This is a genomic window from Marinomonas sargassi (assembly GCF_025716875.1).
Taxonomy (GTDB): Bacteria; Pseudomonadota; Gammaproteobacteria; order Pseudomonadales; family Marinomonadaceae; genus Marinomonas; species Marinomonas sargassi.
Map to the genome: position 1 here is coordinate 191,170 of NZ_JAOVZB010000001.1, position 25,804 is coordinate 216,973.

The 25,804-nt window shown below is 41.3% G+C and carries 25 protein-coding genes; 17 read left to right on the forward strand and 8 right to left on the reverse strand.

Annotated elements, in window-relative coordinates:
* Positions 1–199 precede the first annotated feature (199 nt).
* Positions 200–856, forward strand: a complete 657-nt coding sequence (upp, locus tag OFY17_RS00945) for a uracil phosphoribosyltransferase (RefSeq protein WP_263528814.1) — start codon at positions 200–202, stop codon at positions 854–856.
* A 100-nt stretch (positions 857–956) separates the two neighbouring features.
* On the opposite strand, the gene OFY17_RS00950 is transcribed toward upp, so the two are convergent.
* From OFY17_RS00950 to OFY17_RS00960, 3 genes are all read right to left on the reverse strand, one after another.
* Positions 957–1,577, reverse strand: a complete 621-nt coding sequence (locus OFY17_RS00950; RefSeq protein WP_263528815.1) for a LysE family translocator — start codon at positions 1,575–1,577, stop codon at positions 957–959.
* Between the two features lie 40 nt (positions 1,578–1,617).
* On the reverse strand, positions 1,618–2,259 hold the full coding sequence (locus tag OFY17_RS00955) for a TetR/AcrR family transcriptional regulator (protein ID WP_263528816.1): 642 nt from the start codon (positions 2,257–2,259) through the stop codon (positions 1,618–1,620).
* 429 nt (positions 2,260–2,688) lie between these two features.
* Positions 2,689–3,825, reverse strand: a complete 1,137-nt coding sequence (locus tag OFY17_RS00960; RefSeq protein WP_263528817.1) for a GGDEF domain-containing protein — start codon at positions 3,823–3,825, stop codon at positions 2,689–2,691.
* A gap of 319 nt (positions 3,826–4,144) precedes the next feature.
* Here OFY17_RS00960 and OFY17_RS00965 point away from each other — a divergent pair, with 319 nt between their 5' ends.
* Positions 4,145–5,080 (forward strand): glucosaminidase domain-containing protein, encoded by a 936-nt coding sequence (locus OFY17_RS00965; RefSeq protein WP_263528818.1) that lies wholly within the window; start codon positions 4,145–4,147, stop codon positions 5,078–5,080.
* A 149-nt stretch (positions 5,081–5,229) separates the two neighbouring features.
* Positions 5,230–7,149 (forward strand): beta-ketoacyl synthase, encoded by a 1,920-nt coding sequence (locus OFY17_RS00970; protein WP_263528819.1) that lies wholly within the window; start codon positions 5,230–5,232, stop codon positions 7,147–7,149.
* Positions 7,150–7,232: 83 nt separating this feature from the next.
* Here the strand turns inward: OFY17_RS00970 and OFY17_RS00975 are convergent, their stop codons facing one another.
* From OFY17_RS00975 to OFY17_RS00990, 4 genes are all read right to left on the reverse strand, one after another.
* The gene (locus tag OFY17_RS00975; RefSeq protein ID WP_263528820.1) at positions 7,233–7,649 is read right to left on the reverse strand and encodes a hypothetical protein; all 417 of its coding nucleotides are present in this window, start codon (positions 7,647–7,649) and stop codon (positions 7,233–7,235) included.
* 40 nt (positions 7,650–7,689) lie between these two features.
* The gene (locus OFY17_RS00980; RefSeq protein ID WP_263529511.1) at positions 7,690–8,553 is read right to left on the reverse strand and encodes an SDR family oxidoreductase; all 864 of its coding nucleotides are present in this window, start codon (positions 8,551–8,553) and stop codon (positions 7,690–7,692) included.
* Between the two features lie 5 nt (positions 8,554–8,558).
* A complete protein-coding gene (locus OFY17_RS00985; protein WP_263528821.1) occupies positions 8,559–9,338 on the reverse strand; it encodes a TatD family hydrolase in 780 nt (259 codons plus the stop codon).
* A 106-nt stretch (positions 9,339–9,444) separates the two neighbouring features.
* Entirely contained in the window at positions 9,445–11,001 is a 1,557-nt protein-coding gene (locus OFY17_RS00990) for a phosphoenolpyruvate carboxykinase (protein ID WP_263528822.1), read from the reverse strand.
* Positions 11,002–11,482: 481 nt separating this feature from the next.
* On the opposite strand from OFY17_RS00990, the gene gndA reads away from it, so the two are divergent.
* Positions 11,483–13,006, forward strand: coding sequence for an NADP-dependent phosphogluconate dehydrogenase (gene gndA, locus OFY17_RS00995; RefSeq protein WP_263528823.1), 1,524 nt, complete (start codon positions 11,483–11,485; stop codon positions 13,004–13,006).
* 79 nt (positions 13,007–13,085) lie between these two features.
* On the opposite strand, the gene OFY17_RS01000 is transcribed toward gndA, so the two are convergent.
* Positions 13,086–13,814 (reverse strand): RNA methyltransferase, encoded by a 729-nt coding sequence (locus OFY17_RS01000; protein WP_263528824.1) that lies wholly within the window; start codon positions 13,812–13,814, stop codon positions 13,086–13,088.
* Positions 13,815–14,086: 272 nt separating this feature from the next.
* On the opposite strand from OFY17_RS01000, the gene OFY17_RS01005 reads away from it, so the two are divergent.
* The 13 genes from OFY17_RS01005 to OFY17_RS01065 all read left to right on the forward strand — a co-directional run bounded on the left by OFY17_RS01005 (position 14,087) and on the right by OFY17_RS01065 (position 25,802).
* On the forward strand, positions 14,087–14,878 hold the full coding sequence (locus OFY17_RS01005; protein ID WP_263528825.1) for an inositol monophosphatase family protein: 792 nt from the start codon (positions 14,087–14,089) through the stop codon (positions 14,876–14,878).
* Positions 14,879–15,181: 303 nt separating this feature from the next.
* A complete protein-coding gene (locus OFY17_RS01010; RefSeq protein ID WP_263528826.1) occupies positions 15,182–15,811 on the forward strand; it encodes a hypothetical protein in 630 nt (209 codons plus the stop codon).
* 89 nt (positions 15,812–15,900) lie between these two features.
* The gene (locus tag OFY17_RS01015; RefSeq protein WP_263528827.1) at positions 15,901–16,401 is read left to right on the forward strand and encodes a type II secretion system protein N; all 501 of its coding nucleotides are present in this window, start codon (positions 15,901–15,903) and stop codon (positions 16,399–16,401) included.
* A gap of 187 nt (positions 16,402–16,588) precedes the next feature.
* Positions 16,589–18,487, forward strand: coding sequence for a type II secretion system secretin GspD (gene gspD, locus OFY17_RS01020; RefSeq protein ID WP_263528828.1), 1,899 nt, complete (start codon positions 16,589–16,591; stop codon positions 18,485–18,487).
* Position 18,488: 1 nt separating this feature from the next.
* Positions 18,489–19,979 carry a GspE/PulE family protein gene (locus OFY17_RS01025; RefSeq protein WP_263528829.1) on the forward strand — a complete coding sequence of 497 codons (1,491 nt, stop codon included), beginning with the start codon at positions 18,489–18,491 and terminating at the stop codon, positions 19,977–19,979.
* 2 nt (positions 19,980–19,981) lie between these two features.
* The gene (locus OFY17_RS01030; RefSeq protein ID WP_263528830.1) at positions 19,982–21,184 is read left to right on the forward strand and encodes a type II secretion system F family protein; all 1,203 of its coding nucleotides are present in this window, start codon (positions 19,982–19,984) and stop codon (positions 21,182–21,184) included.
* An 18-nt stretch (positions 21,185–21,202) separates the two neighbouring features.
* Positions 21,203–21,649: a type II secretion system major pseudopilin GspG gene (gspG, locus tag OFY17_RS01035; RefSeq protein WP_263528831.1), complete on the forward strand. Its 447-nt coding sequence runs from the start codon at positions 21,203–21,205 to the stop codon at positions 21,647–21,649.
* Between the two features lie 2 nt (positions 21,650–21,651).
* The gene (locus tag OFY17_RS01040; protein WP_263528832.1) at positions 21,652–22,113 is read left to right on the forward strand and encodes a prepilin-type N-terminal cleavage/methylation domain-containing protein; all 462 of its coding nucleotides are present in this window, start codon (positions 21,652–21,654) and stop codon (positions 22,111–22,113) included.
* Entirely contained in the window at positions 22,094–22,483 is a 390-nt protein-coding gene (locus tag OFY17_RS01045; protein WP_263528833.1) for a type II secretion system GspH family protein, read from the forward strand. Before OFY17_RS01040 ends, OFY17_RS01045 begins: the two co-directional genes overlap by 20 nt.
* A complete protein-coding gene (gspJ, locus tag OFY17_RS01050; RefSeq protein WP_263528834.1) occupies positions 22,480–23,082 on the forward strand; it encodes a type II secretion system minor pseudopilin GspJ in 603 nt (200 codons plus the stop codon). Before OFY17_RS01045 ends, gspJ begins: the two co-directional genes overlap by 4 nt.
* 89 nt (positions 23,083–23,171) lie before the next feature.
* On the forward strand, positions 23,172–24,134 hold the full coding sequence (locus OFY17_RS01055) for a type II secretion system minor pseudopilin (protein ID WP_263528835.1): 963 nt from the start codon (positions 23,172–23,174) through the stop codon (positions 24,132–24,134).
* Positions 24,127–25,290, forward strand: a complete 1,164-nt coding sequence (locus tag OFY17_RS01060; RefSeq protein ID WP_263528836.1) for a GspL/Epsl periplasmic domain-containing protein — start codon at positions 24,127–24,129, stop codon at positions 25,288–25,290. Before OFY17_RS01055 ends, OFY17_RS01060 begins: the two co-directional genes overlap by 8 nt.
* Positions 25,287–25,802: a type II secretion system protein M gene (locus OFY17_RS01065; protein ID WP_263528837.1), complete on the forward strand. Its 516-nt coding sequence runs from the start codon at positions 25,287–25,289 to the stop codon at positions 25,800–25,802. Before OFY17_RS01060 ends, OFY17_RS01065 begins: the two co-directional genes overlap by 4 nt.
* Positions 25,803–25,804: the final 2 nt, after the last annotated feature.

Here is a 25,804-nt window from a genome sequence, read left to right on the forward strand (position 1 = left end):
CTTTTATGGGAATATCCTTTTATGGAACTATCGTTTATGTAGTGGCACTTTTTCTAAAAACAACACCTACCTAGCCTGTCAAAAAATTCGACCAATAGGACAGGTTTTTAATACAGTCCTATTTTACTTAATGCTATGATGAATAACGAACCAGATTACAAAAAATAAATTTACACTGGGCTATTAAAAGGAAAGGTTAATGTCTCACGATGAACTGCTCTCGATCTATAACGATATTTCAGTAATTGATCACCCTTTTGTTCAACACAAACTCACCAGTTTAAGAGATAAAAACACCAGTACACGCGAATTTCGCATGTTAGTAGAAGAGCTGGGGACTTTAATAGGCTATGAAGCCACTAGAGATTTAGAGACTACTGACATTGAAGTGGAAACACCATTAGAAAAAACCATGAGCCCTGTCTTAAAAGGGAAAAAACTCTGCGTTGTTACTATCATGCGGGCTGGCAATGGGTTAGCCGAAGGTGTCTTGAAATTATCCCCTTCCGCACGGGTAGGACATATAGGTTTATATCGCGACCCAGAAACCAAACAGCCTGTTGAATATTATCTAAAAATGCCCCATTCAATCGATGAGCGTACCATTATCGTCGTCGACCCAATGCTGGCTACTGGTAACTCCGCCATTATGGCCATAGATAAAATGAAAGAAATGGGTGCCAATCACATTCGTTTTATTTGTTTATTTTCAGCACCAGAAGGTATAACGGCTTTTAAAAAAGCCCACCCAGACGTCGCCATGTACATTGGCACGATTGACAGAGAGCTTGATGACCACGCCTATATTCGCCCGGGAGTTGGTGATGCAGGCGACCGCATCTACGGTACACTTTAGACATAACAAGGCCACATATCACAAGAAGCACTTCATAAAAAAGTCCTAGTTCAAATGGCTTAAACTAGGGCTTTTTAAAAGTTCTGATGCGATTCAAAACCTAGCCTTTAAAAGCGAGAAAAGCGCCTGCACTGGCCATAATACCGCCAGAAGTCCTATTCAGAGTTCTAACACTGCGCTCAGACTTCATAAGCTTTCTTGCTTGCGCTGCGCCTAGAGATACCATAGAGATACCTGACATCAAGCCCACAAAAGCCAAAATAGCCGCCAGTACAATATCCGCACCATTTAAGACAGTAAGGTCCATAAAGGTCGGTAAAAATGCGATGTAGAATAAAACCACTTTGGGGTTAGAGGCTGAAATCATAAAGCCCTGTAAAAAACTCGCCATCTCACTTTGCGACTCATATTGCTTCGACTGATCATCAGGAGAAACAATAGGGGCTGTCCACATTTTCCAACCTAGGTAGATAAGATATGCCGCACCAATATAACGAATAGCAATAAACACTTCTTCCCATGCAGAGGCTATAGCAGCCAATCCGTAACAGGCCATAACTAAATACACTATGTCGCTCATTACCATACCAACACAAAGCGACACACTGGCCTTCGCTCCTTTCGACATACTTTTAGCCATGATGGCAAAGATTCCCGGCCCCGGTGTAACTCCGAAAATAAAGATGGCGATAAAAAAAGTAATTCCACTTTCTAATGTCATACACTACCTCCTTGAATACTTTAGCTATTACAAACTCTTATTAGCCCTTCACACCACAACCAGCAAGAATCATACGAGTGATAAATAATTTCGCTTCTTGGTAATCTGATTCCTCAAGCACATCTTTCTGCAAAAAGACTTTCACTTGAGCATCAAAATCCGCATAAGTCTGGGTCATTGCCCAAATACTAATAAACAAATGCTCGGTGGAAACTTTCTCCATTAAGCCAGACTCTACCCACTGCTCTATGGTTTCTTTTTCTCGCGCCAGCTCTGTCACAAAGAATTTTCTTAAGTAATCTAATACAAAAGGCTCTTCACCGATAAGCGCCATAGCAAATACCTTAGAAGCATTTTTATTGTCTCTAGACTGGTCGATTTTTTCGCTTATATATCGAGTAAGACTCAATTTCGGACCATCTTCAAAGTTAAATTCACTAACAGACTCTAACCAAAGACTTAGTATGCGCTCTAAAACCGCTTCTAATAAATCCTTCTTGGAACGGTAGTAATAATGGACATTCGCTTTAGGCAAACCCGCTTCATCAGCAATCATTTGTGTCGTGGTTTTAGCCAACCCTTGACGAGCAAACACTCGCTCTGAGGTTTCCAAGATAAGCGCTTGATTTTGCGCCCTAATATGAGATTTAAGCTGATCTTTCGCTCTTATTACTTTAGTCAACGGGGTAGTCTCTCGCAGAAAACATTTACTTACAGGGAAGGTATAAACACCGCACCCTAGACAATCACTAATAAGATTATCATTGTTAGCACTCTGTAAGTAAATAATCTAAAGGTCGCATAAAAAAAGGGAGCCAATTGGCTCCCCATTTCCCCTCGTAACAGAGACTTAATAACTATAGGCATTCATCATCAAGCTAACTGTTACACCACGTTGGCGCTGTGATTAACTTTCAGTTAAGACACTGAAAGTTAATGTTTTGCTCCCCCTTTATCGAGGTACAGCTTTCTTTATTTACAAGAATAAAGAACGCTAATAAATTGATTGAGAATCATTATAGGCAGTTCATTTCCAAGTTCAATAGTTTAACGGAACTTTTTTGACCATTTGTTCAGTTTTTTTACAATACCTACGTAAAAAGTTGTTTTATTAAGCAATAGTGACTCGGTTCCGACCTTTCTTTTTTGACACATATAAAGCAGCGTCAGCTCGTTTTAAAGTCGAATCCGGCGCTTCTCCCTGCTCCGCCAAAGCAAGGCCAATACTCACAGTGACACTAACTTCCATATCTTTCTTCTTTTTAGGATCAAATACTTCAATTAAGGATTCTTCAATATTTAAACGAACGTTTTCTAAAACCTCTTTAATTTCCTCTTTTTTATCATTCGAAAAAACTATGGTGAACTCTTCCCCACCATATCGAAATGCTTTTCCCGGAGAACACCACCGCTTCATTTGATCGGCAACATTTTGTAAAACCCTGTCCCCCATGTCATGGCCATAGCTATCGTTAAATTTTTTAAAAAAATCCACATCGACCATGGCAATGGCATAGCGCTTAGAAAGCCCTATCAAACGTTCATTTAATGCTCTTCTAGCGGGTAATTTCGTCATATCGTCTAGGTAAGCCATTCGATACCCTTCCATCAAAGCAAACCAAATCCATAACAAAAATTGGGCCGCTAACAGAACATCCAATCTATGTCCTGAAAAAGAAAAATAATGAATTCCTATTAAGCTTAAAATACTAATAAAGCCACAGGCCTTAAAAGCATCTCTACTTGACCACCAAGAAAGAAATACTGTCGATAAACTCACTAACAAAACGCCCCATAAAAGAACGTCAGACCATGTCTTATTCGTTTGTAAGAAAGTGAAATTAAGAAAGGAAAAAGACACCCATTTTTGCTCAATGGCGTAACACCAAGTCACCAGCATAAAAATGAAAAGCAGTCGATTAATAACAAAACGGTTCATTAAGCCCCTTTCAGGCAGAAAGCTTAATAGGGCAATACAAAGGCAAGATACGACTAAATAAGCAACAAATGAACCTTCACTTACGTAGTCACCATAAAGTTTTGGTAACAATAAGAGAAGCACCAACACCAACACTCGACCTTTGTTGAAATGCCACGCCAGTACCAACGCAAGTGTTGCCATAATAAAAGGTAAAAGAGGTAGCAGACTGAGCCATAAAGGCGACAACAGGTCGACATTTATACTGGCATAAATACTGGAAATAAAAATGAGACTAGGGAAAAACAATAACTTCAGTCGCTCAAGCATAAACCTACTAAAACTCTCCAACTCAAAAAAACTTACAATGCCATAGTTTATTACCCATGACGACAGAACAATACCAACACAACTGTAAAAAGGGCAGTAAAACGAGGTAATCTTCTTTTGCAAGAAAAAGCACCGTCATAGAAAACCTATTAGCACGACTTATAAAGAAAGGGAGCATCTGAATAGTCAAAATATTCGTGAAAGCCTATTAAACTCTCTACAATTTAAGGATAATGGCAAATATTTTCAGCTGAATTTGTTACATATTCGGCTACTAAGCCTTGTATTAAAACAATCAATTGTTACAGAGTCATACTTTATGGAAAAGAAAATACTGTGGGTAATTTCCCTTATCTTGGTTCTCATCCTATGGATTAGGGTGGACTCTTCTATTGAAGAAAGCAAGGTCTCCAAAAGCGCTGAACAAGCGGAGAAAAGCGCCACTGAGACTTCAGAGCCGCAGCAAGCCGTTGAGCAATTAGCTAACAAGCCTAAAGCCCAAGAAAGCAAAGCAGAGAATAAAACGCCTGTTACTAAGCAACCAGTTAACAAGCCAACCAACAACGCCTCTAACGGCAGCATTCCAGATTTTGCCAAGATAGCTAACATCAAAGAACGCAAAGAAACATTCTTTAATTTTTTAACGCCTTTCATTAAAGAAAAGAACACTTTGGTTTTACAGAACCGTCAGCGTCTTATGGACTTAATTGAAAGTGATGAGCAGCTGTCCCCTTCGGACATCCAATGGATCTCATCCTTGCGCAAGCGTTCTAAATTAAAAGTTTTGGATTCTTATAACAAAGAACATCTATCAACACTGCTTGTTTATATAGATATCATTCCAGCTTCCCTGGTATTAGCTCAAGCCGCCAATGAATCTGCGTGGGGAACATCGCGTTTTGCCACACAAGGAAACAACTTCTTTGGTCAATGGTGCTTTAGAAAAGGCTGCGGACTCGTGCCTGCATCAAGAAACTCAGACGCGAACCACGAGGTACGTAAGTTCGCTGGAGCTAAAGAGTCTGTCTTTGCATACATCAATAACTTAAACAGCAATGGTGCTTACAAGAAACTTCGCGCTACTCGTGCCATGCTGCGAGATGAAAACAAAGAAATTACTGGTTTAGATTTAACTCATGGCCTTATTCATTACTCAGAAAAAGGCCAAGTTTATGTAGAGGAAATTGAAGGCTTAATAAATTATAATAAACTGTGGCGTTTTAACCACGCTCAGACACTTTCTGAGATACAATAATCTATCGCGTTTTCTTTAGGGCGAAAGCCAACAAAATATAAAAAGAAAATTACACGTATTACGTACTTACATCGCAGGTGACGAAGTATCCTCATCTCTTTTTTACAACCACGTAATATATGACTCATTTATAGAACGAGGAAATTGAATTGGCCCGTTTACCTGTTATCGTTGGCTTTGGCGGAATAAATTCAGCTGGTCGTACATCTTCGCATCAAGCGTATCGACGCATTGTGATTGACCTTCTGCCAAGCTCAGTACAGCAAGACGTTTTACTTGATCTTGCCACCATCACTCAGATGGCTGAATACAAAAATGGCAAATGGTTTACTGAATCTGGTGAAGCATTTGACGCAGAAGAATTAGTAGACCAAATTGGTGATTCCGTACTAGCCCAAACTTTAATACGCAGAATACACCCAGATCTGTTTGATGTTGATAATGTTGTTATCCATACATCAACGTCGTTAAATGCAACCGAGTCAGAAGAAAAACTCAGTTTTACTGCAAAAACCCGATCACTTCCTAAAAACCGCCCTACCAACTGGCAAATCGAAGAAGTCTCTAGCACTTTGAGTAAAGTAACAGTGAATGGAAACCTTGAAACCTTCATCAAGGATACCAAATCTTTATCTGTCAAAGCCGCTGGACAATTACCTACAGGATTTGATCCATCAAAGCTTTACCAAAGCCGTAATCATCCCCGTGGATTACAAATGACGGTATACGGCGCTTCTGATGCGATAAAAAGCAGTGGTATTGAATGGGATACCATTCGCAGCCATGTTGCACCTGATCAAATGGCCGTTTATGCAGCTAACTCAATAGGTCAAATGGATGATCTAGGATTTGGCGGAATGCTTAAATCTGCACTAATGGGGAAACGCACGACATCTAAGCATCTTCCTCTTGGCTACGCCCAAATGCCAGCAGATTTTGTAAATGCTTACTTACTAGGCAGTACCGGTAATGTAGGTACATCTATTGGCGCTTGTGCCACCTACTTCTTTAACTTAGAAAAAGCTATTGAAGGCATCAAATCTGGTAAATTCCGAGTTGCTATGGTCGGCGGCAGTGACGCTCCTATTACTCCAGAGATCATAGAAGGCTTCCGAACTATGGGAGCTTTGGCAGAAGACACTGCATTGCTGGCCCTTGATCAAATATCCAATCAAGCAGAACCAGATCACACTCGAAGCTGTCGCCCGTTTGCCCAAAACTGCGGTTTCACTATAGGTGAGTCCAGCCAGTGGACATTATTGATGGATGATGAGCTTGCCATTGAATTAGGCGCAGAAATCTTCGGTGCTGTTCCAGCCGTCTTCTCCTATGCAGATGGACACAAGAAGTCTATTTCAGCTCCTGGTATTGGTAACTACCTCACCATGAGCAAAGCCATGGCTTACCTGAAAAACATTATAGGAAACGATGGTTTAACAGAACGCACCTTTATCCAAGCCCATGGAACCAGCACACCGCAAAATCGCGTTACTGAGTCCCATGTATTAAGCAAAGCTGCCACAAGCTTTGGTGCTCAAGGTATTCCTGTTACCGCGATGAAAGCCTTTTTAGGTCATTCACAAGGTACTGCGGGTGGTGATCAGCTCCACCTATCATTAGGCGTTTGGAAAGACGGAATTTTACCGGGAATTACAACGTCGGACCTAGTAGCTGACGATGTCTACCAAGACGGCCTAAAATTTCAGCTAAAGCACCAAAATTACGGTAAAGACCACTTCGATGCTGCACTTCTAAATTCGAAAGGGTTTGGCGGTAACAATGCGACTGCCGTATTGCTGTCACCTAATCAAGTGATGAAGATGCTAGAAAAGCGCTACGATGCAGCACAACTTAACACCTACAAAGAAAAAAATAAGCTTGTAGTGAATGCTGCTGAAGAATACAACCAAGCCGCTATTCGTGGGGAGGCTTTGCCTGTCTACAAGTTCGGCCACAATGTACTCGGTGGAGAAGATTTAGAAATAACCAATGAGCACATTAAGTTGCCTGGTTATGAAATAGCGGTAGATCTAATCGATATTCAGAATGAGTTTGACGATTTAGTTTAAGTAAAAACTACCATACGACTAAACTGCCCATAACTTCATATGGGTAGTTTTTTCTACCCTAAGAACTTTACCCCTTACAACCATCAACTCTTAAAGATAGACCTAGAAGCCCCCCAAAGAGGCAAAATAGCCGCTGTAATAAAGCAACTCAAGGCACCATACGACAATAGGTATAGGGTTTCACCTTGATTAAAGTCAAAGTGTAAACTAATAAAAACGTAGTTTGGTAAGGTAACAAATAACCACATTCCCAACACGGCACTACATCGAGTAGCACTAGACACTCCGTGCATTTTTGACAACAGCCACGCCGTAAACAATAGATAAATATAAATAGACAATGCAAACAACAGCATTACAACAGAGGAAAGTGACTCAGCAGGGCTGCCAATTAGTTCCTGCTCAATAAAAGACATAGGTTTGAAGGAATACCAGAGAAGCCCAACAAATGCTTGAACAACAAAAAGAAATACTATTGCCTTATGGTTTATTCTATACACATTGCCCCCTATGTCTTTTGTTCCCGCTAGACTTAATTGGTTATGATTTATTGCGATGCAATTCCTTCACCAAATTCCTCAGTTTAGAACGCCACGGGCGCTGCTTTACACCAAAGTGATTAAAAATCCTTCGACAAGATAGCGACTGCCGCTGCCTTTCAACCGTTTCAAAATCTGTTTCAGAAATCACCTCAATTTCTTGTTGGACATCTGGTCGCAGCTGACTCGAGGTGGCAACAATCGCCTCCACTAGACCAACCCAACTGATTTCTTCTGCACCACAATAGTGATATACCCCAGTATTTTCAGCGCCGTAGTGCCCCTGATTAATAACGGAAAAAATAACACGTGCCAAATCGGATACGGGAGTTGGACTGCCAATCAAATCATCTTTATAAGCAAGATTAACACCATCTTCGATAAGCTCTAATGTTCGACAAACAAAATCGTCGCCTTTACCACTAAACAACCAGCCAGTACGTAAAACAATATTTTTAGGATTTTTTACCACGATAGACTCAGCTTCAACCAAAGCCAAAGCATATGGGCTTGTACCATCTGGTATATCATCTTCGCTATAGGCTACCGTTTTGTCGCCTAAGAAAACCCTAGCACTACTAATCATGATTAATGGTGCATCAGACTCTTCACTCAAGTAGGCTAAAGTAGATTGGTATTCTCTAAAGTCATTCTGTAATGCTGAACGTATACTCAAAGCATCAATGGCAACATCAAATTGCATTTCTTGAAGGTGAGCTTTGGCATTGTCACCCTGCAATACAGACTCATCTGGGCATAACCACTCAAATTCACTTCTTTCTTTTCCCAACTCCAATAAGGAGGAGCCTACCTCAGTATTACTACCGAGTAGCAATATACGAATGGGAGCATTAATATTTTCCACAGTTGTCAAAATACATCCTCGTTCCACTTAGGGAATACTGTCAGCAAATTTTTATTAGCCTGATTAGCAACCTCTTCTACCGTCATGCTTTTTAAACTAGCAACATGCTTTGCTACATCTATTACAGATAAAGGGGTGTTAATTTCTCCCTGTCGACCACACAAGGGCATATCAGGTGAATCTGTTTCTAAGACAAAGGCTTCTTTATCTAACATAGTTAAAGTTCGGTGTGCCTTCTTCGCCCTTGGATAGGTAATCGTACCACCAATACCCAGCACAAAACCAAGGTCGATAAAACGCTTAGCTTGCTCAACACTGCCGTTAAAAGCATGGATGACGCCACCATGTTGAAAGCCTGTTTTACGTAAGCATTTGAACACTAAATCATAGCTTTTACGTGCATGTATGATAACAGCAAGCTTTAATGATTTAGCAATAGATAATTGCTGGCAAAAAATACTTATTTGCACTGCCATATCAAAACTTCCCGGCCAATTGTCCAGTCCAATCTCACCTATCGCTATGGCATTTCCGCCTTCACATTGATCTCCCAAATACCCAAGATCGTCATCAGCACTTTCCGATAAAAAGTAGGGGTGTAAACCATAGGCAACACGCCATTGGGAATAACCTTGCTGTAGGTTCGAAAGCTTTGACCAAGACGATCGTTTTACTCCAGGTACAAGAAAGCCCGACACACCAGCAGAAAGACAAGCTTTCATTAAAGCGTCTCTTCGCTCATCAAAAACGTCAAAATCAAAATGGCAATGGCTATCAATATACATAACCTAAAGATTACAGGATTTATAACCTAATATACCAATATATAAATGACAGCCATAAAAAAAGCCGCACTTTGAAGTGCGGCTTTTAGTCATTCAAACCAGAAAGTTATAAAGACGGCCCTGCCGCTTTAATAACATCTGAAACAGTGTCGAACTTTTTAAAGTTCTCCACAAACTGAGAGATCAGGTCTTTCGCTTGCAACTCGTATTCGGCTTGATCTGACCAAGTGTTTCTAGGATTTAATAAAACACTATCCACTCCTGGCACCTCAGTAGGAATATCCAAATTCACATCAGCTAGATGCTCCGTTTTAGCACCGAGTAAAGCCCCAGACTGAATCGCAGCAATAACAGCTCGTGTTGTTGGAATACTAAAGCGTTTTCCGCCTTTGCCATGGGCTCCCCCAGTCCAACCAGTGTTGACCAAGTAAACTTGACTACCAAACTCTTCAATACGCTTGATCAACAGTTCAGCGTAAACATCTGCCGAGCGAGGAAAGAAAGGTGCGCCAAAACACGTTGAGAAGGTCGACTTAATGCCACTTCCTGCTCCCATCTCAGTAGAACCTACCAAGGCCGTGTAGCCACTCAAGAAGTGGTATGCCGCCGCTTCTTTCGTCAAAATAGACACTGGTGGCAAAACACCCGTTAGATCACAAGTCAGGAACACAATTGCATTTGGCTCCCCTGCGCGATTTTCTGCCACTCTCTTCTCTATGTGTGCACGTGGGTAACCAGCACGTCCATTCTGAGTTAAAGAGGTATCTGCATAATCCGCTACTCTTGTTTTCGAATCCAGTACAACGTTTTCGACAATGGTGCCAAATTTAATCGCGTCCCAAATGATCGGCTCATTTTTCTGAGACAAATCGATGGTTTTAGCGTAGCAGCCACCTTCGATATTAAATACCGTACCTTTACCCCAGCCATGTTCATCATCACCAATTAGTGAACGAGCAGGGTCGGCAGACAAGGTTGTTTTACCTGTACCAGAAAGGCCGAAAAACAAAGTTACATCTTGCTCTGTGCCAACATTCGCCGCACAGTGCATCGGTAAAACATCATGGGCTGGTAATAAGTAGTTCTGCACAGAGAACATAGCTTTTTTCATTTCACCTGCGTAACGCATGCCAGCAATCAAAACTTTACGCTCAGCAAAATTAAGGATAACGCAGGCCTCAGAGTTCGTTCCGTCACGCTCAGGATCACATACAAAACCAGGAGCATTTAAAATCTGCCACTCACCTTTATTAGATGGATTATAAGTCTCTGGCGTTATAAATAAGTTTTGACCAAATAAATGATGCCATGCAGTTTCAGTACGCATAATAACCGGTAGGTAATATTCATCACCGGCACCAACATGCACCGTGGACTCATATGATGTATTTGAATTCAGGTAGTCAGCTACACGATCCCATAAAGGTGAAAATTTAACTTCTGGAAAAGGTTTGTTCACTGCTCCCCACTGAATTGAATCTTTACTAGAGTCTTCCTCTACAATAAAGCGATCAGCTGGAGATCGACCTGTACGAGCACCTGTTTCAACAACAAGTGCCCCATTGTCCGCAAGTTTCCCCTCACCATATTCCAGCGCTTTTTCGACTAATTGTGGCGCGGTTAATTGTCTATGTTTTACCGGTTGGTTTATTGCAGAACTCATCTCACTACATCCTCTACACAGTCATCACTGTCTAATAAATTTCAGGGTTTTATCTGTGCTTTTATTAAGCAAAACGATAGTAACAAGATAATCTAAAAACAGACAAGCTTATAACTTTATGTTCTTTAATTACGAATTTGAAAGAGAAATGACGTTTCTAACACTTTGATTTGTAATACAAAAATACTTTTTGGTAGGTTTTTACGTAGTTTCAACTAGAGATAAGCTCTCTTTTTTTATCCGCCAAAATATAAGCTTGTAATTTTCTTTCTTTTTTAACAAAGAAGGTTAAAAAAAACGCTTTTTACTACTGAAAAAAAATTGTAATTATTTTTAAAAAAATCACTTTGTATTAGAAAAAGTCAAAAAAGCGTAATATTTTCATTTTTTGGAACATATAGGTGGTCTGAATAACCAAGCTTTATGGTAGGATAAGCAACCAATTTTCTTTTAAACTCCGTTCAAAGGTTGATCGTTTTTTATGTCAAATACACATCAGAACTGCAATATTGGATTTGTTGGCCTAGGTGTCATGGGTAAGAATTTAGCCTTAAATTTAGCCGATCATGGTTATCGTGTTGCAGGATTTGATCTAGATACTAGTAAAGTACAAGACACCTTAAACACGGAAGCCGCAGAGCGACCAGAGTCAGTGACTCAACCGCGTATCATCGGCTGTGAAAGCATGGAAGAAATGCTTAACAACCTAGTCAAGCCAAGAGTTATTGTCGTACTTGTTCCTGCAGGTAACCCTGTCGATGCCGTTTGTAACAACCTGATCAATGCAGGCTTAGAGCCCGATGACATTGTTGTGGATTGCGGTAACAGCCAATGGACAGACACTATTCGCCGAGAAGCGGAATATAAAGAAAAGCTGAAATTCTTCGGCACGGCCGTATCTGGTGGTGAAGTCGGTGCTCGCTTTGGCCCATCACTTATGCCTGGTGGCGATGCCAATTCATGGAAATACCTACAACCTATGTGGGAAGCCGTGGCCGCGAAAGTTGATAGCAATGGTAAGCCGATTGTTAGTAACACGCCTGGCAAGCCAGTTAAAGAAGGTGAGCCTTGTACTGCTTACTTGGGTCCGAATGGCGCTGGTCATTACGTAAAAATGGTTCACAACGGTATCGAATACGCTGATATGCAGCTAATTTGTGAAGCCTACCATTTACTACGCTCTTTATTAGGTTACGAACCAGAAGAAATCGGTAAGCTCTTCGAAAAATGGAACCAAGGCGTATTAAACAGCTACCTTGTAGAAATTTCTGCCGATATTCTACAAGAGTATGACGATGCAACTGGCGCACCATTGGTCGATATGATTCTAGATAGTGCTGGTCAAAAAGGCACAGGCCGCTGGACTTCCATTAGTGCAACACAAATGGGAGTTCCTGCTGGCATCATAAGTGAATCCGTTTACGCTCGAGCACTAAGTACACTAACAAGCGAACGTGAGCTTGCTGCAAGCAAACTAGTATCGGACGTTGAAAGTGGTGAAATTTCAGCGGACGACGTAGAAAAAGCGATTGAAGAAGCTTTATATTGCGCAAAAATTTGTGCTTACGCACAAGGCTTCCAATTAATGCGTGCAGCGCAAAAAGAATATGACTGGAAACTGAACTTTACCGATATCGCTAAAATTTGGCGTGGCGGTTGTATCATCCGAGCTTCGTTCCTACAGAAAATCGCCGATGCCTTTACCGAGAATCCTGATCTGGAAAACCTATTGCTTAGTGATTACTTTGCTGATGCTATGGCAACAAAACAAACAAGTCTTCGTAAAGCGGTCGTTCTAGCTGCCCAATCAGGCATTCCAACACCTTCATTCTTCTCAGCTTTGGCTTATTTCGATGGCTACCGCTCAGAAGTATTGCCAGCCAACTTACTACAAGCTCAACGAGACTACTTCGGTGCTCACACTTATGAGCGCGTAGATGCAGAGCCAGGGAAGAAGTTCCATACTTACTGGCAAGAAGAAGGCAGACCTGAGCGTAAAGCTTAAATTATCCTAATACAGCAAAACTAAAAAACCGCCTATGAATGAAAGTTCATAGGCGGTTTTTTTATTCTAAACGATATACTTAAGGTTGGTCTTTTGCCTTTTTTTCCATAGAGGTCAACATGCCTCTCAACATACCGACTTCTTGTTGATCGAGCCTTGAACGCTGGAACAGACGACGGAATCGGGTCATCACTTGCATAGGAGTATTAGGGTCAAGAAACTCTGTTTTGACCAACACCTTTTCTAGGTGCTCAAGCAAGTAGTCAATTTGCTCCACATTCGCTGCTGGTACATCCCATTTGCTAGTCACAGGCGGTTTATCTTTTAATAAAAGCGACTTCATGCGTAGTTCATAAGCAATAACCTGAACCGCGGCACCTAAATTTAGGGAGCTAAAGCTTTCAACTGAAGGAATATGAACATGGTAATTACAACGTTGTAACTCCTCATTTGTTAACCCTCTGTCCTCACGACCAAAAACAAAAGCCGTTTCTAGGCCTTCATCAAACACCAAATCTGCCGCTTGTCTTGGGTCCACTAAAGGCCAAGGTATATTTCGCTCGCGGGCACTGGTACCAATCACTAACTGACAATCAACGAGAGCTTCTTCTAGTGTGTCTACGATGACCGCATTATGCAAAATATCCGTTGCACCAGAAGCACGACTCACAGCTTCTTCACTTGGGTACTCTTTAGGCGCTACTAAATATAAGTCTGCCAATCCCATGTTTTTCATTGCCCTTGCCGCTCCACCAATGTTACCGGGGTGAGACGTGTTAACGAGGACAATTCTAATTTTATTCTGCATTTCTAAAGCACCAATCTTAACGGATTTTGAATCTTTACTATGGTAACAGATATTTAATTCAAAACTTGTAACTGTTCAGTTTTTCACCAAGTTTTTGCTAGTAAAGCGAGCCTCTTTACGCTAGAATTCGCGCTCTTATTTTGACGTCATGTTCTATCACTTTATGAATCAAGGGTATGGACGTGGCGCACGCTCTTTAACACTTTAATCGGCAACTTATTGTCCTATTGGCAATGAGTGCATTCTAATGACGAAAATATTGACGGTAAATTATGCAACCTAAAATCAATGTCGCGCTTAAAGCGGCTCGTACTGCAGCAGAATATATAGTTCACTCACAAGAAAAATTATTGTTTGACAAGGAACAAGGTCAATCAGCAGATCAGTTCTACACAACGGTTTGCACTGGTGCAGAACGCAGCATTGTTTATCACCTAGAAAAAGCGTACCCAGAAGACACCATCACAACCCGCCTACAAGGTACGGTTCAAGAAGGTACTGAAGGCGAGTGGATCATCGACGCTATTCAAGGTCAGCATCTTTTCTCACGCGGCCTAACTGGTCACGTCATTACAATGAGCTATTTGGTTGCCGGTAAAGTGGAGCACGCTCTAGTACTCAACCCTCACACAAGAGATGAGTTCTATGCGAGTAAAGGCCGTGGCGCTTACCTAAACAATTCTCGAATTCGCAGTACCTCTGCACGCGCACTAGATAATACAACGCTAGGCGCTCAATTCCCTGCAACAGAAAGCACTCAAGCTTACCTTGCCGATCAATTTACTGTTCTTACTAAAGTTGCTGAGCAAGGCGCACGCGTTGTGATGCAAGATTCTCCTGCACTTATGCTAGCGAATGTGGCTGCGGGCCGCTTGGACGGTGCATGGGGTCTTCAGCTTCGTGAGTGGGAAACGCAAGCACCTTTATTCCTAGCTACTGAAGCAGGCTGTTTATTCGCAGGCTTTAACGGTTCACCAAGTGTGAAAGAAGGCAATGTTGTTTGTGCAGCACCACGTTTATTCAAAGCACTACTGCCTTTACTAAATCAACATTTAGGTGAGTAAGACTTATAGCCTTTCAATTCCTTACTTAGTAGGACATTGATGACTATTAAAAAAAGCCAAAGTGGTCCCCACTTTGGCTTTTTTGTCTCTGCAATAAAGCAACCTCTATGACTTTATGGCCATGCACTTACTCAAAGCCTCTGCACATTTTTAACCACTTGTTTAAATTAAGTGCTTTTTAAAATACCTAATACACGGCATAATAAACATTTATATTAAAATATAACAAATACAATAATAAGCTACGCCCCATATAATGTACGGCGAGCAATAACTAACAACTATAAAAATAAGAATAATACTTTGAATATCAATACATTAAAGACGCTTCTAGAGAAGAAGCTATACTGTTTACTATGTCTGTCTTCTCTCTTATCTATTCAAGTCGCACAAGCACAAGAAGATATATTGGTACCAGCATCCCTCTTACTACGAGCTGAGAGCGGTGTTGAAAATGGCTATCTAGTGTCTATTGGGCATGCGCAAGACGTTGAAAAAACAATTTACTCCGGCCTGTACTATTCCACCGAAAGTCTCACAAGCAGTCGAAAACTAGAATCCTTTGGGGTTATTGCTTACAACATGAGCGATTTAACCAAGTCTAATTGGGGAGGCGAAATGACAGCCTCTATTAGCCGAACCAAAGACACTGGTTATGAACGCACTGGTTTTGATTTTTCTTTAACCATTCACCATCAATTCATGACTGCTTTGAGTGTATTTGCTAGTGCTGAAACACGTCCTACTTTTTTATCATTTGATTCCAGCAATTCAGAGCTTAGCGAGCTCACAACAACCATTGGCCTAGATTATAACCTTTACACGGGCATCAACATTTATGGTCAATATAAAAACAATAGTGTATTCAGCAGTGACACTAGTCTATCGAGCTTAAGCAATTACTTTCAGTTCGGTTTATCCACGCTGTTCTGAAAGCATTTAGTCCCTTCTAACTGACATGAGTGGTTGTCTGGTTGGTCGAGAGACTAAGGCGAAGAAGTTAAACAGAGAATAATAAGATTATGAAGTTAGCATTATTAAAGGTGAGTATATTTACGATAGCGGTAGGAGCCGGCAGCTACTATGTGGCTATTGACTCTATTACACCATCCGCTCCCGTAGCAGCCCATGAACCAGACAAAAAAACCAAACGCACAACGCATAATCATACAGCGAGTGGCAACTTATTTGGCAGGCAATCTCAGTCACACCAGTTAATGGAAGAAACTAGCCTGAATATTTCTTTACAAGGTGTAATGACATCCTCTATCCCAGAGCAAGCAATGGCTATTTTGCTCATCGATGGTCGAGAAGAAAGAACTGTATTGGTATCCGAAGAGTTCGCATCTGGAGTAACTTTATCGGAGGTTCGAGATGAGTTTGTCGTGATTGAGCGTAATGGGCAACTCGAAAAGCTTAGCTTCTCAAGTCAAGAAGAAGTGATTTTTGAATCTGATACTACACCCTCTCAGTCCATTGCAAAGACATTTTCAGCACTGGAAACAAATCATATAGGGCAATAAATAACAGAACACCATAAACCCCACCTAATACTTCTATTGTATTTGGTGGAATGACGTCAGTGAACGGAATCAGTGCATCAAAACTAGTAAATGATCTTCAGTATCCTAGAACAGCTAATTGTTCAGATTGGGGGAGCTTTTGATCATAAATAACAAAAATAAAATTATAGTTTTAAGTAGGCATTACATGAAATTGATCAACACAACGCTTAACATTTTGGCTCTTATTTTAGCCACCTTTACTATGTCTTCACCATTGCTTGCTGAAGGGGCTCTAGAGAAAAACAATCTACAACTTTCTCCAACTTGGACAATCAACCATAAGAGTGTTGATATTCGAGCCTTTTTAAATCAAGTATCCAGCATTACTGGTAAGACTTTCATTATTGATCCTAATGTAACAGGCAAAATCAGCATCTTATCCGACAAGTCGTTAGATAAAGAGGGAGTGATTCAGCTGTTTTTTTCTGTTTTGTCTGTGCATGGTTATACGGCTATTCAAACAGAGAGTGGGATTAAAATCTTGCCGGAAAACAAAGCCAAATCTAACGGCATATACTTCGATGAAGAAGGCAAGGTCACAGGTTCCATCTTAATTACGCAGATCATCCCGATACAAAACGCAGTTGCTTCCGATTTAGTCCCAATTTTACGCCCTCTCATTCCTTCTTTTGGGCATATAGCTTCAGCAAATGACATGAATGCACTCATTGTAAGCGACCACGCAGAGAATATTCGTGAATTAGAAAAGCTGATTCAAAACCTAGATAAGGCAACAGATCTAAACATTCGAGTGGTTAACTTAAAACACGCTTGGGCAAGTGATATGTTGGAAACTCTGAGTTCCATTAGCGGCGGCTCACAAAACTCATCCGAGCAATCCAATCAAGGGGCAGCTAATGGCACCAAAGTCACTGCAGACGAACGTACCAATCGTTTAATACTGCAAGGTAAGGATGAAAATTTAAACAATCTAGAAGCACTTATCTCAGAACTGGATGTTGAGACAACAAGATCTTCACGCTTGCATGTCATTCCTTTGAGATACGCAGATGCTGAAACAACAGCAACGCTTATTTCAAGCTTATTATCTAACCCCAGCAGCACAGAAGAGCAAAATACCGCATCCATGGTTGTGGCTGATAAAGATGTGAACCAATTAGTGGTACGTGCAGACCCCAGCATTATGGGAGAAATATCACCTGTTATTGAAGAGATGGACGTGCCGCGAGCACAAGTAAAAATCGATGCAGTAATTGCAGAAATCAATATGGACAATATTGAAGAAGCAGGAATTCAATGGCTCTTGGGCGGAACTGATGGCACCTCTACTCCCGTAGCTGGCACCAATTTCACCTCAGCGGGAAACAGTATTTCCTCAATAGCAACGAGTATTGCTTCTGGTACGCCAACGCTAACGAACGGTGGTACCATCGGCGCCGTCTTTAGCGACGGTAAATTCAACCTAGGTGGTATATTGCAAGCCATCGACAGTAGCTCCGCTGCAAATCTGCTATCAAACCCTTCTATTACAGTAATGGATAACAAAATTGGTAAAGTTCTTGTCGGACAGAACATTCCAGTTGAAACAGGCTCTTATAACGATACCACAGGGAACCCATTCACTATTACAGAACGCCAAGATGTTGGGTTAACACTTCAAGTAACCCCCCATATTAATGCAAACAATGAAGTTCGGTTAGAGGTTTCTCAAGTGGTAGAAGCGGTATCATCCGAAGTTTCCACCCTTGGCTTTATCACCACAAAACGCGAAATAGTTACCGATGTAATCGTTCCAGACGGCGAGGTATTGTTTTTAGGTGGCCTCTTCAAAAATGATGAAGAAGTCATTAATCAAAAAGTTCCTGTTCTAGGTGATATCCCACTATTTGGGGCTTTATTTCGTAGTAGCTCGACTCAGCTAGTGAGTCAAAATCTAGTGGTTTATATCCGCCCTACTATTCTCCGCGATAGAAAGCATATTAAAGCGGTCACTGAAAACAGTTACCGACAGTTTAAGTCTATCGAGATGCGCTTACCTAGTGGAGAAACACGCCCAGCAACCGTAGAAGGGTTATTTAACTGATATGGCTAACCCAATAGATTTAATCTCTAGAACATTTGTAGAGAAGAATGATGTATTGATAGCTAACAAGGACGGCAAGCTACAAATTATCGCTTCTCCGGATGCCAAAATGGCCGCCGTTGCAGAACTAATAAGAGTTCATGGCAACAAGCTTGATATTCAGTTTCTTTCTAAAAACGAATTCGAGACTCACAAGGCGAATCATTACCATGAGAAAGGTGAAAGCACCCTAACCAAAGGTTTAGAAGCTGACATTGATTTGAACGACGCCGCCAATGAATTTAATGAACGCGCTGAAATTTCATACAGTGAAGAGAACTCGGAAATCATTGTGTTTGTAAATGCCATCTTCAGCCAAGCAGTTAAGAAGCAGGCCAATGATATTGCATTGGAATCCACAGCAGACAAATTGGTTATTCGATTTGTCATTGATGGCCGTTACAAAGACATTACCAGCGTACCGATAGGGGTAGCTCAAGCCATTATTGCTCGCATTAAGATCATGGCAAAGCTCGATACCTTCGTTAAAAAAATGCCTCAAGACGGCGCAGTAACTATGTCTTTTCTAGGCAGACCTTTTGACACAAGGATCTCCACCTTACCTTCTATATTCGGCGAAAGGGTCTCTATTCGCTTACTTCCAGCCGACGATATGCAAAAGGATATAGAGGATCTTGGTTTATCTGATTCAGAGCGTAAAAAATTTGAATACCTAATGACAAGGCCTAAAGGCGTAGTGCTACTGGCAGGCCCAACAGGCAGCGGTAAAACAACGAGCATGTACGCGGGTATAAAAATGCTGAATACACCAGACAAAAGCATTATTACCATTGAAAACCCCGTCGAGTATCGAATGAAAGGGACTGGCATAGTACAAACTCAAGTGTCGCCTGAGGCTGGATACACCTTTGCGAAGGCTCTGCGTTCCGTCGTTCGACAATACCCCAACGTCATTTTATTAGGTGAAATTCGCGATAACGAAACCGCCGATTTCGCCTTACAGTCCTCCACCACAGGGCACCTTACTTTATCCTCCATTCATACCAATTCAGCCGTTGGTACCATCTCTCGCTTAGTTAAGATGCAGGTGGAGCGCCACTACATCAGCTCGTCCTTGCAGGGCGTTATTTCACAGCGTCTGATTAGGCTGTTATGTCCACATTGCAAAGAAGAACACAAAGTTACCCCAGATCTGGCTAAAAAGTTCGAAGGACTACTCGATGAAGGGGCACACCATTACACACACAAAGGCTGTCTTGAGTGTGAGTTTGAAGGCTATAAAGGCCGAGTGGCTATTTATGAATTCCTGATTATGAACAATGAAATAAGAGCCTTAATCAATGCCAATGTAAATGAATTAGACATTGAAAAAGCAGCCATCGCAAAGGGGGAATCTCTTATTGAAAAGGGCTTTATTAAGGTCGGTCATGGTGTAACAAGCATTGATGAAATTCTCCGTGTCGTAGACGTTAGCGAAGCCATGGTGAATTAACGATGAATACATTTGCATATACCGCAGTTGATGCCGCTGGCAAAAAAGTAAAAGGGACGCTTGAGGCTACCAGCGAAGCAGATCTACGCCAAAAAATTAGAGACAAAGGCTTGGTGCCGATTCAGATAAAGGCCACCCACTCTGCCACAAAAAATAAAAAGCATTCCTATGCTATGAACCCAAAGCAAAGGAGTATTTTATTTAGAACACTTTCCACATTGGTAAGCCCTAATTTGCCTCTTGACCAAGCCATGGTCATCGCTGCTGAACAAACCAAAGATAAAAGCATGAGAAAGATGATTGATAATACAACTAAGGCGGTACGGGAAGGTAAAACCTTATCTTCAGCTTTAGGCGATTACCCGAAGTCTTTCCCTCCCCTTTATCTTGCAAGTATTGAGGCAAGCGAAGAATCAGGCACCTTAAACAAGGTACTGCTCAGATTGGCTGAGCACAGTGAAAACCACTACTCAAACAACCAAAAGATCAAGTTGGCAATGTTATACCCTAGTATCTTGGTCACTTTATCCTTGCTGATCACAGGCTATTTGCTCGGTTTTGTTATGCCAGACATAGTGGACACATACCAAGATCAAAGCCAAGCTTTGCCCCCCCTAACCTCTGTCATGATGACTCTAAGTCAATTATTAGTCACCTATTGGGCATGGATTATTTTGAGCCTCGCAGCACTGATTGCGGTGTATTCCTTGTTATCTAGAAAAGCTAATATCCGGCTAAAAATTGACCAGTTCAAGTTATGTCTGCCATTGCTTGGCAAGGTAATTAAAACCATCGAAAGTACAAACTATATTTCAACACTTTCTATGCTGGTTAATGCTGGTATCCCACTCTCACAAGCTATGTCAATTTCGGGCGCATCACTCAGCAATAAAGAAATTAAAGACAGGCTAGAGGGAGTCTTGAGTGAGGTTTCGAAGGGTAAAACTTTGTCTAAACAACTCAGGGACACCAATATATTACCATCTATGATGATGCATTTAATTGAATCAGGAGAACGCTCAGAGCAGCTTGGCGCTATGTTAGAAAAAGCCTGCGTCGAGCAAAGTAAAGAAATACACAATATCACGAATGCGGCAATTTCACTGATCAATCCCATCCTTCTCATTTTTATGGGTGGTGCAGTGTTATTAATCGCTTTGGCAATCATGTTGCCAATTATGAATATGAGCTCATTTATAGGTTAACGTTAAAAGGTACTAGTCATGAAAAAAACAAGATTCGCAGGTCGCAAAAAACAAGCTGGTTTTGGCTTACTCGAGGTATTAATTACCGTGGCGATTTTATCCATCATCGCCACATTGGCCGCCCCTACTTTATTCTCACGGGGCGACACAGCAAAAGTAGCCGCTACAAAAGCGCAAATATCTAGCATTGTCACGGCGTTAAGCATGTACAAACTTGATAACCAAGTATTCCCATCGACAAATCAGGGGCTGGATGCGCTTGTCGAAAAGCCAAGCGGCTACCCGCAAGCAAATAACTGGTCATCCGATGGTTATATGCGAAAACTGCCTAAGGATGGTTGGGGCAATGATTTTCTCTATATTAGCCCGGGCTCTACAGGTCCATTTGAAATTATTTCCTATGGTTCCGATGGCGTATCCGGTGGTGAAGATACAGCTGCGGACATACTTTCCAGCGAGCTATAGGTATGAAGAGGGTTAGTAAGCAACGTGGCTTCGGTTTATTAGAAGTTCTTATTGCCTTGACCATCATAGCCATTATTGCCGGTCTATCTGTGCCCAGCCTAATTCCTAATCAAGATAAAGGGGCAATTGAGAAAACTGGCTTTTTGGTAAGGCAAGAACTGCAAAGGCTCTTTGACGAAAGTTGGTTGAATACTAAATCTTTTCAAGTGATCACATCCCCAGAAGGAGAATGGTCAGTTTTCTCTATGAAATTCGACCAGTGGGTGGAAGACCACAACCTCTTCAGCAACATCGAAGACGTTAGCTATGCAATATCGCTAAAAAACCTAAATGGCAGTAGCCACTCAGGCAAAATTTACTTTATGTCCAGTGGGGAATATACCCCTTTTGAGTTAGTGATAAGCAACGAGGCGTATTCTAAGACCCTTTATGGAGACGGAATCAATGACATTAAAATCAAATAAGAAATCGCGAGGTTTTACCCTAGTCGAAAGTTTGGTTTCTATTGTCATTCTTTCCATGCTTGGGGTCATGGCACATTCATCCCATAGCCTCGCTTTAAATAGTACTGACAAAATGCGAGTGAAGAGCCTCGCCATTTTAGTGGCACAAAATAGAGCAGCGGAGCTGAAGATTCTGGCTCACCATAAAACGAGAATAAATTTAGGTCAAAGTGAGGTTGAGCAAGGCGGTCATGTTTGGCTGATAGATACATCCATAGAGAAATCAACTGGCAGCCTAACTCGGTTGAATCTAGACATAGCACTTAAGGTCGCACCTACTAAAGCGGTACATTCATCGAAGATTTACCTAGCGACAGGGTTAATCCGATGAAAAAAATGAGCGGCTACATTCTAGTAGAAACACTTATCTCATTGGTGATTATGAGCGTGGTGGGAATCGCCATTAGCGACCAAATCGTCAACAGTAATAAGGTTAAAAATACGGTTCAAAAGCAATCGAAATCTTTGGAGGCAAATTTTCAAATTCTAACCAGAATTAGACAAGATCTGCTTCAGGTGATGAATCGCTCCGTTAGGGATACTTCTGGTTTTATCGAAAGCGCATTTATAGGAATGCCAGATAGCTTAACCTTTACCAAAGCGGGTTGGCCGAATCCAACCGATGACGAACGTAGTACAAATCAGAGAGTGAATCTGGCTTTTGCAGGGAATCAATTAAACCGAAATTATTATCAAGTGTTAGATAGAGCTAATGATTCAAAGAAAACTAAAGTGTTTGAGAATGTCACCAGTTTCAAAGCGGAATACATGGGCTATGACCTGAATTGGCACCCCACATGGGACAGCAGAGTAGAAAACTCAACACCTGTGGCTGTGAAGGTGACCATTCAAATTCATGACACAGCACCATTAAATATGATTGTCGAGCTGCCTTCGTATCAATCTAGGAACACGATTTCCTCACGTTAACACTATTAAGTATTTTAACACCGCCATAGTGAGTACTTACTTAAACTCAGATATAGATAGATAAAGCAATATGGGTAAGAGATAAAAAAATGAAGTTGAATATAAAACAAAAAGGCTCAACCCTGCTGCTTAGCTTGATCGCGCTTGCCATTGTCACGACTTTTGTCAGCAAAACACATTTGCATGTTAATCACACAAGTAAGCTGTTGGATAGCCAAATCAACACCGAAACTCGAACCGAGTATCTATTAGCAGGTGAAGCTTGGATTGAAAACCAATTACTCCTAAATGAATGGCCGGGACGTAACGGTAGAATATTAAGTAGCGTCAGCTTTGACATTGAGGGAGGCAATCTAGATATCTTGGTAACAGATTTTAATAGTTGTATTAACGTAAATAAGTTTACAGATGGAGAGCAAGTGCTTGAAACACACAATGCCTTGATGCGTTTATCGGATAATGTAAATGGCTCTGGCTTTTCAAGTTGGGTCGGTGTCATTAAGGACTGGATTGATCTAGATGGACAAACCAGCTTATCTGGTGCTGAGGACGCTTTTTATATTGCAAAATCTACCTCATACCGAACGCCAAACGGTAGTGTTCAAGGTGATTCTGAGTGGCCTCTTTTAAACTTAAATACGACGGAATTTAATAAGGTACTTCCCTTTATTTGTGCGGTAGATAGCACAAAATCTACGATTAACTTAAACACAGCTCCCAAAGAAGTTTTACTAGCGACCCTTGAAGACTTATCAGAAGAGCAAGCAAAACTGATTGTAGGACGCCAACAAGACAAGCCATTTTCTAACTTGAGTGAATTCCATGGGGATCAGAGCTTTGAAAATATAAAACTTGAGGAAGCACTATGGTCAACGAGAACAAACGATGTTTTCGGACTGGTAAAGTTAACCACTAAAGATCAAATCTATTGGCTGCAGACTCTGGTCTCAAAAGATGAAAACGACATTATTAAATCCAGTAGTCGCGCTTTTCTGCCGCCCAATACTTACATGAAGCAACGTTTCAACCTCAAGGATAATAGTTATGAGTAAAAACAGTAACGGCCTGTTATTTGTTCTACAAGCCAAGCTCAGTTTATCAGAGGAAGAAGACTATATATTTGATGGCACAGCCTTATTAGAGACTGAGGTTAGCGAAAAAATAGATAACGCTAGTATTAATGATGTGAACCTGTGGATTAACACAGTTTCAAATAACTACAAAGGCGTAGCTTCTGAAGCATGGGTGCTATTACCCAATGGAAGCACTCATTTTCATACCATTGAGCTGAATACTAAGACAGCAAAATACGCGCACGCTGTTATTAGTAATCACATTGAGCCAATGATTGCGACTAACTTAGAAGACACAAAATTAACTTATCACTTAGAAGGCAATACAGCTTACACAGTGGCAATAAGCAAGCAACTTATTGCCAAGGTTGAGTCGTGCATCAGTACTTTGGAGCTGCCTGTAACCAAGCTATTGGCACCACAATCACTACTAAATCCCCTTAGGTCATTTAAAGAGGATGCTCCCGTCGAATTTGGGAATTACATTTATACAAACGAAGAAGAGCAGATAATCGGTGTGTCATTGGATATATTTTGTTCATTCAATCAAAGCACCACGACTCGACCTACTCCGTACTCTTTGGAGGAAGTTATTAAGGGCATAGACTCGAAAAAGATAGTGCCCAACCTAAAAGCTAATGCTAAAAAAGAAACGCATTCCTCTTGGTTGCAAGTGCTAAAAAGCTGGTTAGGCTTAACGGTTATTGGCTTAACGATTATGACGAGTTTGGCAATGTACACAAACAGCGTTTTAAACAATCAAGCCAAAGACTTGAATCAGGCCGTTTTAATGCAATATCAAACGATTTTCCCTGACGACCGCATCATCGACCTACCCCGCCAGATCAAGGCAAAAATAAATGCCCTAACAGGCACGCCAGCTAATGCCGATGTAACGGGCTTCTTGCATGCCATTGAGAGCGTTTTAAATGAAGTGGGGAATAACAACTACATTGAATCCTTATCATGGCGGCGTGGCACAGCCCTTATTGCGTGGAAAGTAACAAATCAGCAAGATTTAAAGCGTATTGAAGATCAAATAAGAAGCAAAGGACTAAGCGTCACTCTAAATAGCTGGAATCGGTTAGAAGAGCGCACTGTTGTCGGTGAATTTGAAGTAAGGGTGACACAATGAGTATGATTAAAAATTGGTTCATTGCTGAAATTAACCGCTCCACCTTTCTTAAGGCGGGGATTCAATTCTATAAACAATGTAATCCCAGAGAGAAAATCTTGATTGAGATTTTGAGTGCATTGCTATTGGTACTGATCGTTAGCGCCTTGGTGCTCATGCCTTTAATGGCAGAGAAAGCCGCAATTAAGCAAAAGATTGCCTCAACAGAAGAATTAAATTTAGCTTTGCAGACGAATAAAGACAATTTGAAAAGCTCTCTTGTATTGGCTCAGGATAGAACGGCAAGTCAGCTACAAGATCTTATGAGAGACCTCACAAGTCAACTGGGCTTCTACCCCGAATCCATCAGCAATGTTAGTAGTAGCAAGGTTCGGAGTGTTTTTCTTAATGCCCCTTATACTAAGGTTCTGGAGCTTATCCAGAACTTAGAAGAAGCAGGCACGACGTTAGAAGAATTCCAAATTACTCCCGTTGCAAATGGAATAGTCAATTTAACCCTAGTGGTGGATTAGCA

What these genes read in the sequence shown, in the direction of transcription:
- gspJ (WP_263528834.1), top strand. Translation starts at nt 22,480, where the DNA reads ATGAAAAAAATGAGCGGCTACATTCTAGTAGAAACACTTATCTCATTG.
- OFY17_RS01015 (WP_263528827.1), top strand. Translation starts at nt 15,901, where the DNA reads ATGAAGTTAGCATTATTAAAGGTGAGTATATTTACGATAGCGGTAGGA.
- OFY17_RS01025 (WP_263528829.1), top strand. Translation starts at nt 18,489, where the DNA reads ATGGCTAACCCAATAGATTTAATCTCTAGAACATTTGTAGAGAAGAAT.
- OFY17_RS00965 (WP_263528818.1), top strand. Translation starts at nt 4,145, where the DNA reads ATGGAAAAGAAAATACTGTGGGTAATTTCCCTTATCTTGGTTCTCATC.
- gspG (WP_263528831.1), top strand. Translation starts at nt 21,203, where the DNA reads ATGAAAAAAACAAGATTCGCAGGTCGCAAAAAACAAGCTGGTTTTGGC.
- OFY17_RS01060 (WP_263528836.1), top strand. Translation starts at nt 24,127, where the DNA reads ATGAGTAAAAACAGTAACGGCCTGTTATTTGTTCTACAAGCCAAGCTC.
- OFY17_RS00985 (WP_263528821.1), bottom strand. Translation starts at nt 9,338, where the DNA reads ATGTATATTGATAGCCATTGCCATTTTGATTTTGACGTTTTTGATGAG.
- OFY17_RS01065 (WP_263528837.1), top strand. Translation starts at nt 25,287, where the DNA reads ATGAGTATGATTAAAAATTGGTTCATTGCTGAAATTAACCGCTCCACC.
- OFY17_RS01040 (WP_263528832.1), top strand. Translation starts at nt 21,652, where the DNA reads ATGAAGAGGGTTAGTAAGCAACGTGGCTTCGGTTTATTAGAAGTTCTT.
- OFY17_RS00960 (WP_263528817.1), bottom strand. Translation starts at nt 3,825, where the DNA reads ATGCTTGAGCGACTGAAGTTATTGTTTTTCCCTAGTCTCATTTTTATT.
- OFY17_RS01045 (WP_263528833.1), top strand. Translation starts at nt 22,094, where the DNA reads ATGACATTAAAATCAAATAAGAAATCGCGAGGTTTTACCCTAGTCGAA.
- gspD (WP_263528828.1), top strand. Translation starts at nt 16,589, where the DNA reads ATGAAATTGATCAACACAACGCTTAACATTTTGGCTCTTATTTTAGCC.
- gndA (WP_263528823.1), top strand. Translation starts at nt 11,483, where the DNA reads ATGTCAAATACACATCAGAACTGCAATATTGGATTTGTTGGCCTAGGT.
- OFY17_RS01055 (WP_263528835.1), top strand. Translation starts at nt 23,172, where the DNA reads ATGAAGTTGAATATAAAACAAAAAGGCTCAACCCTGCTGCTTAGCTTG.
- OFY17_RS01000 (WP_263528824.1), bottom strand. Translation starts at nt 13,814, where the DNA reads ATGCAGAATAAAATTAGAATTGTCCTCGTTAACACGTCTCACCCCGGT.
- OFY17_RS01030 (WP_263528830.1), top strand. Translation starts at nt 19,982, where the DNA reads ATGAATACATTTGCATATACCGCAGTTGATGCCGCTGGCAAAAAAGTA.
- OFY17_RS00990 (WP_263528822.1), bottom strand. Translation starts at nt 11,001, where the DNA reads ATGAGTTCTGCAATAAACCAACCGGTAAAACATAGACAATTAACCGCG.
- OFY17_RS00950 (WP_263528815.1), bottom strand. Translation starts at nt 1,577, where the DNA reads ATGACATTAGAAAGTGGAATTACTTTTTTTATCGCCATCTTTATTTTC.
- OFY17_RS01005 (WP_263528825.1), top strand. Translation starts at nt 14,087, where the DNA reads ATGCAACCTAAAATCAATGTCGCGCTTAAAGCGGCTCGTACTGCAGCA.
- upp (WP_263528814.1), top strand. Translation starts at nt 200, where the DNA reads ATGTCTCACGATGAACTGCTCTCGATCTATAACGATATTTCAGTAATT.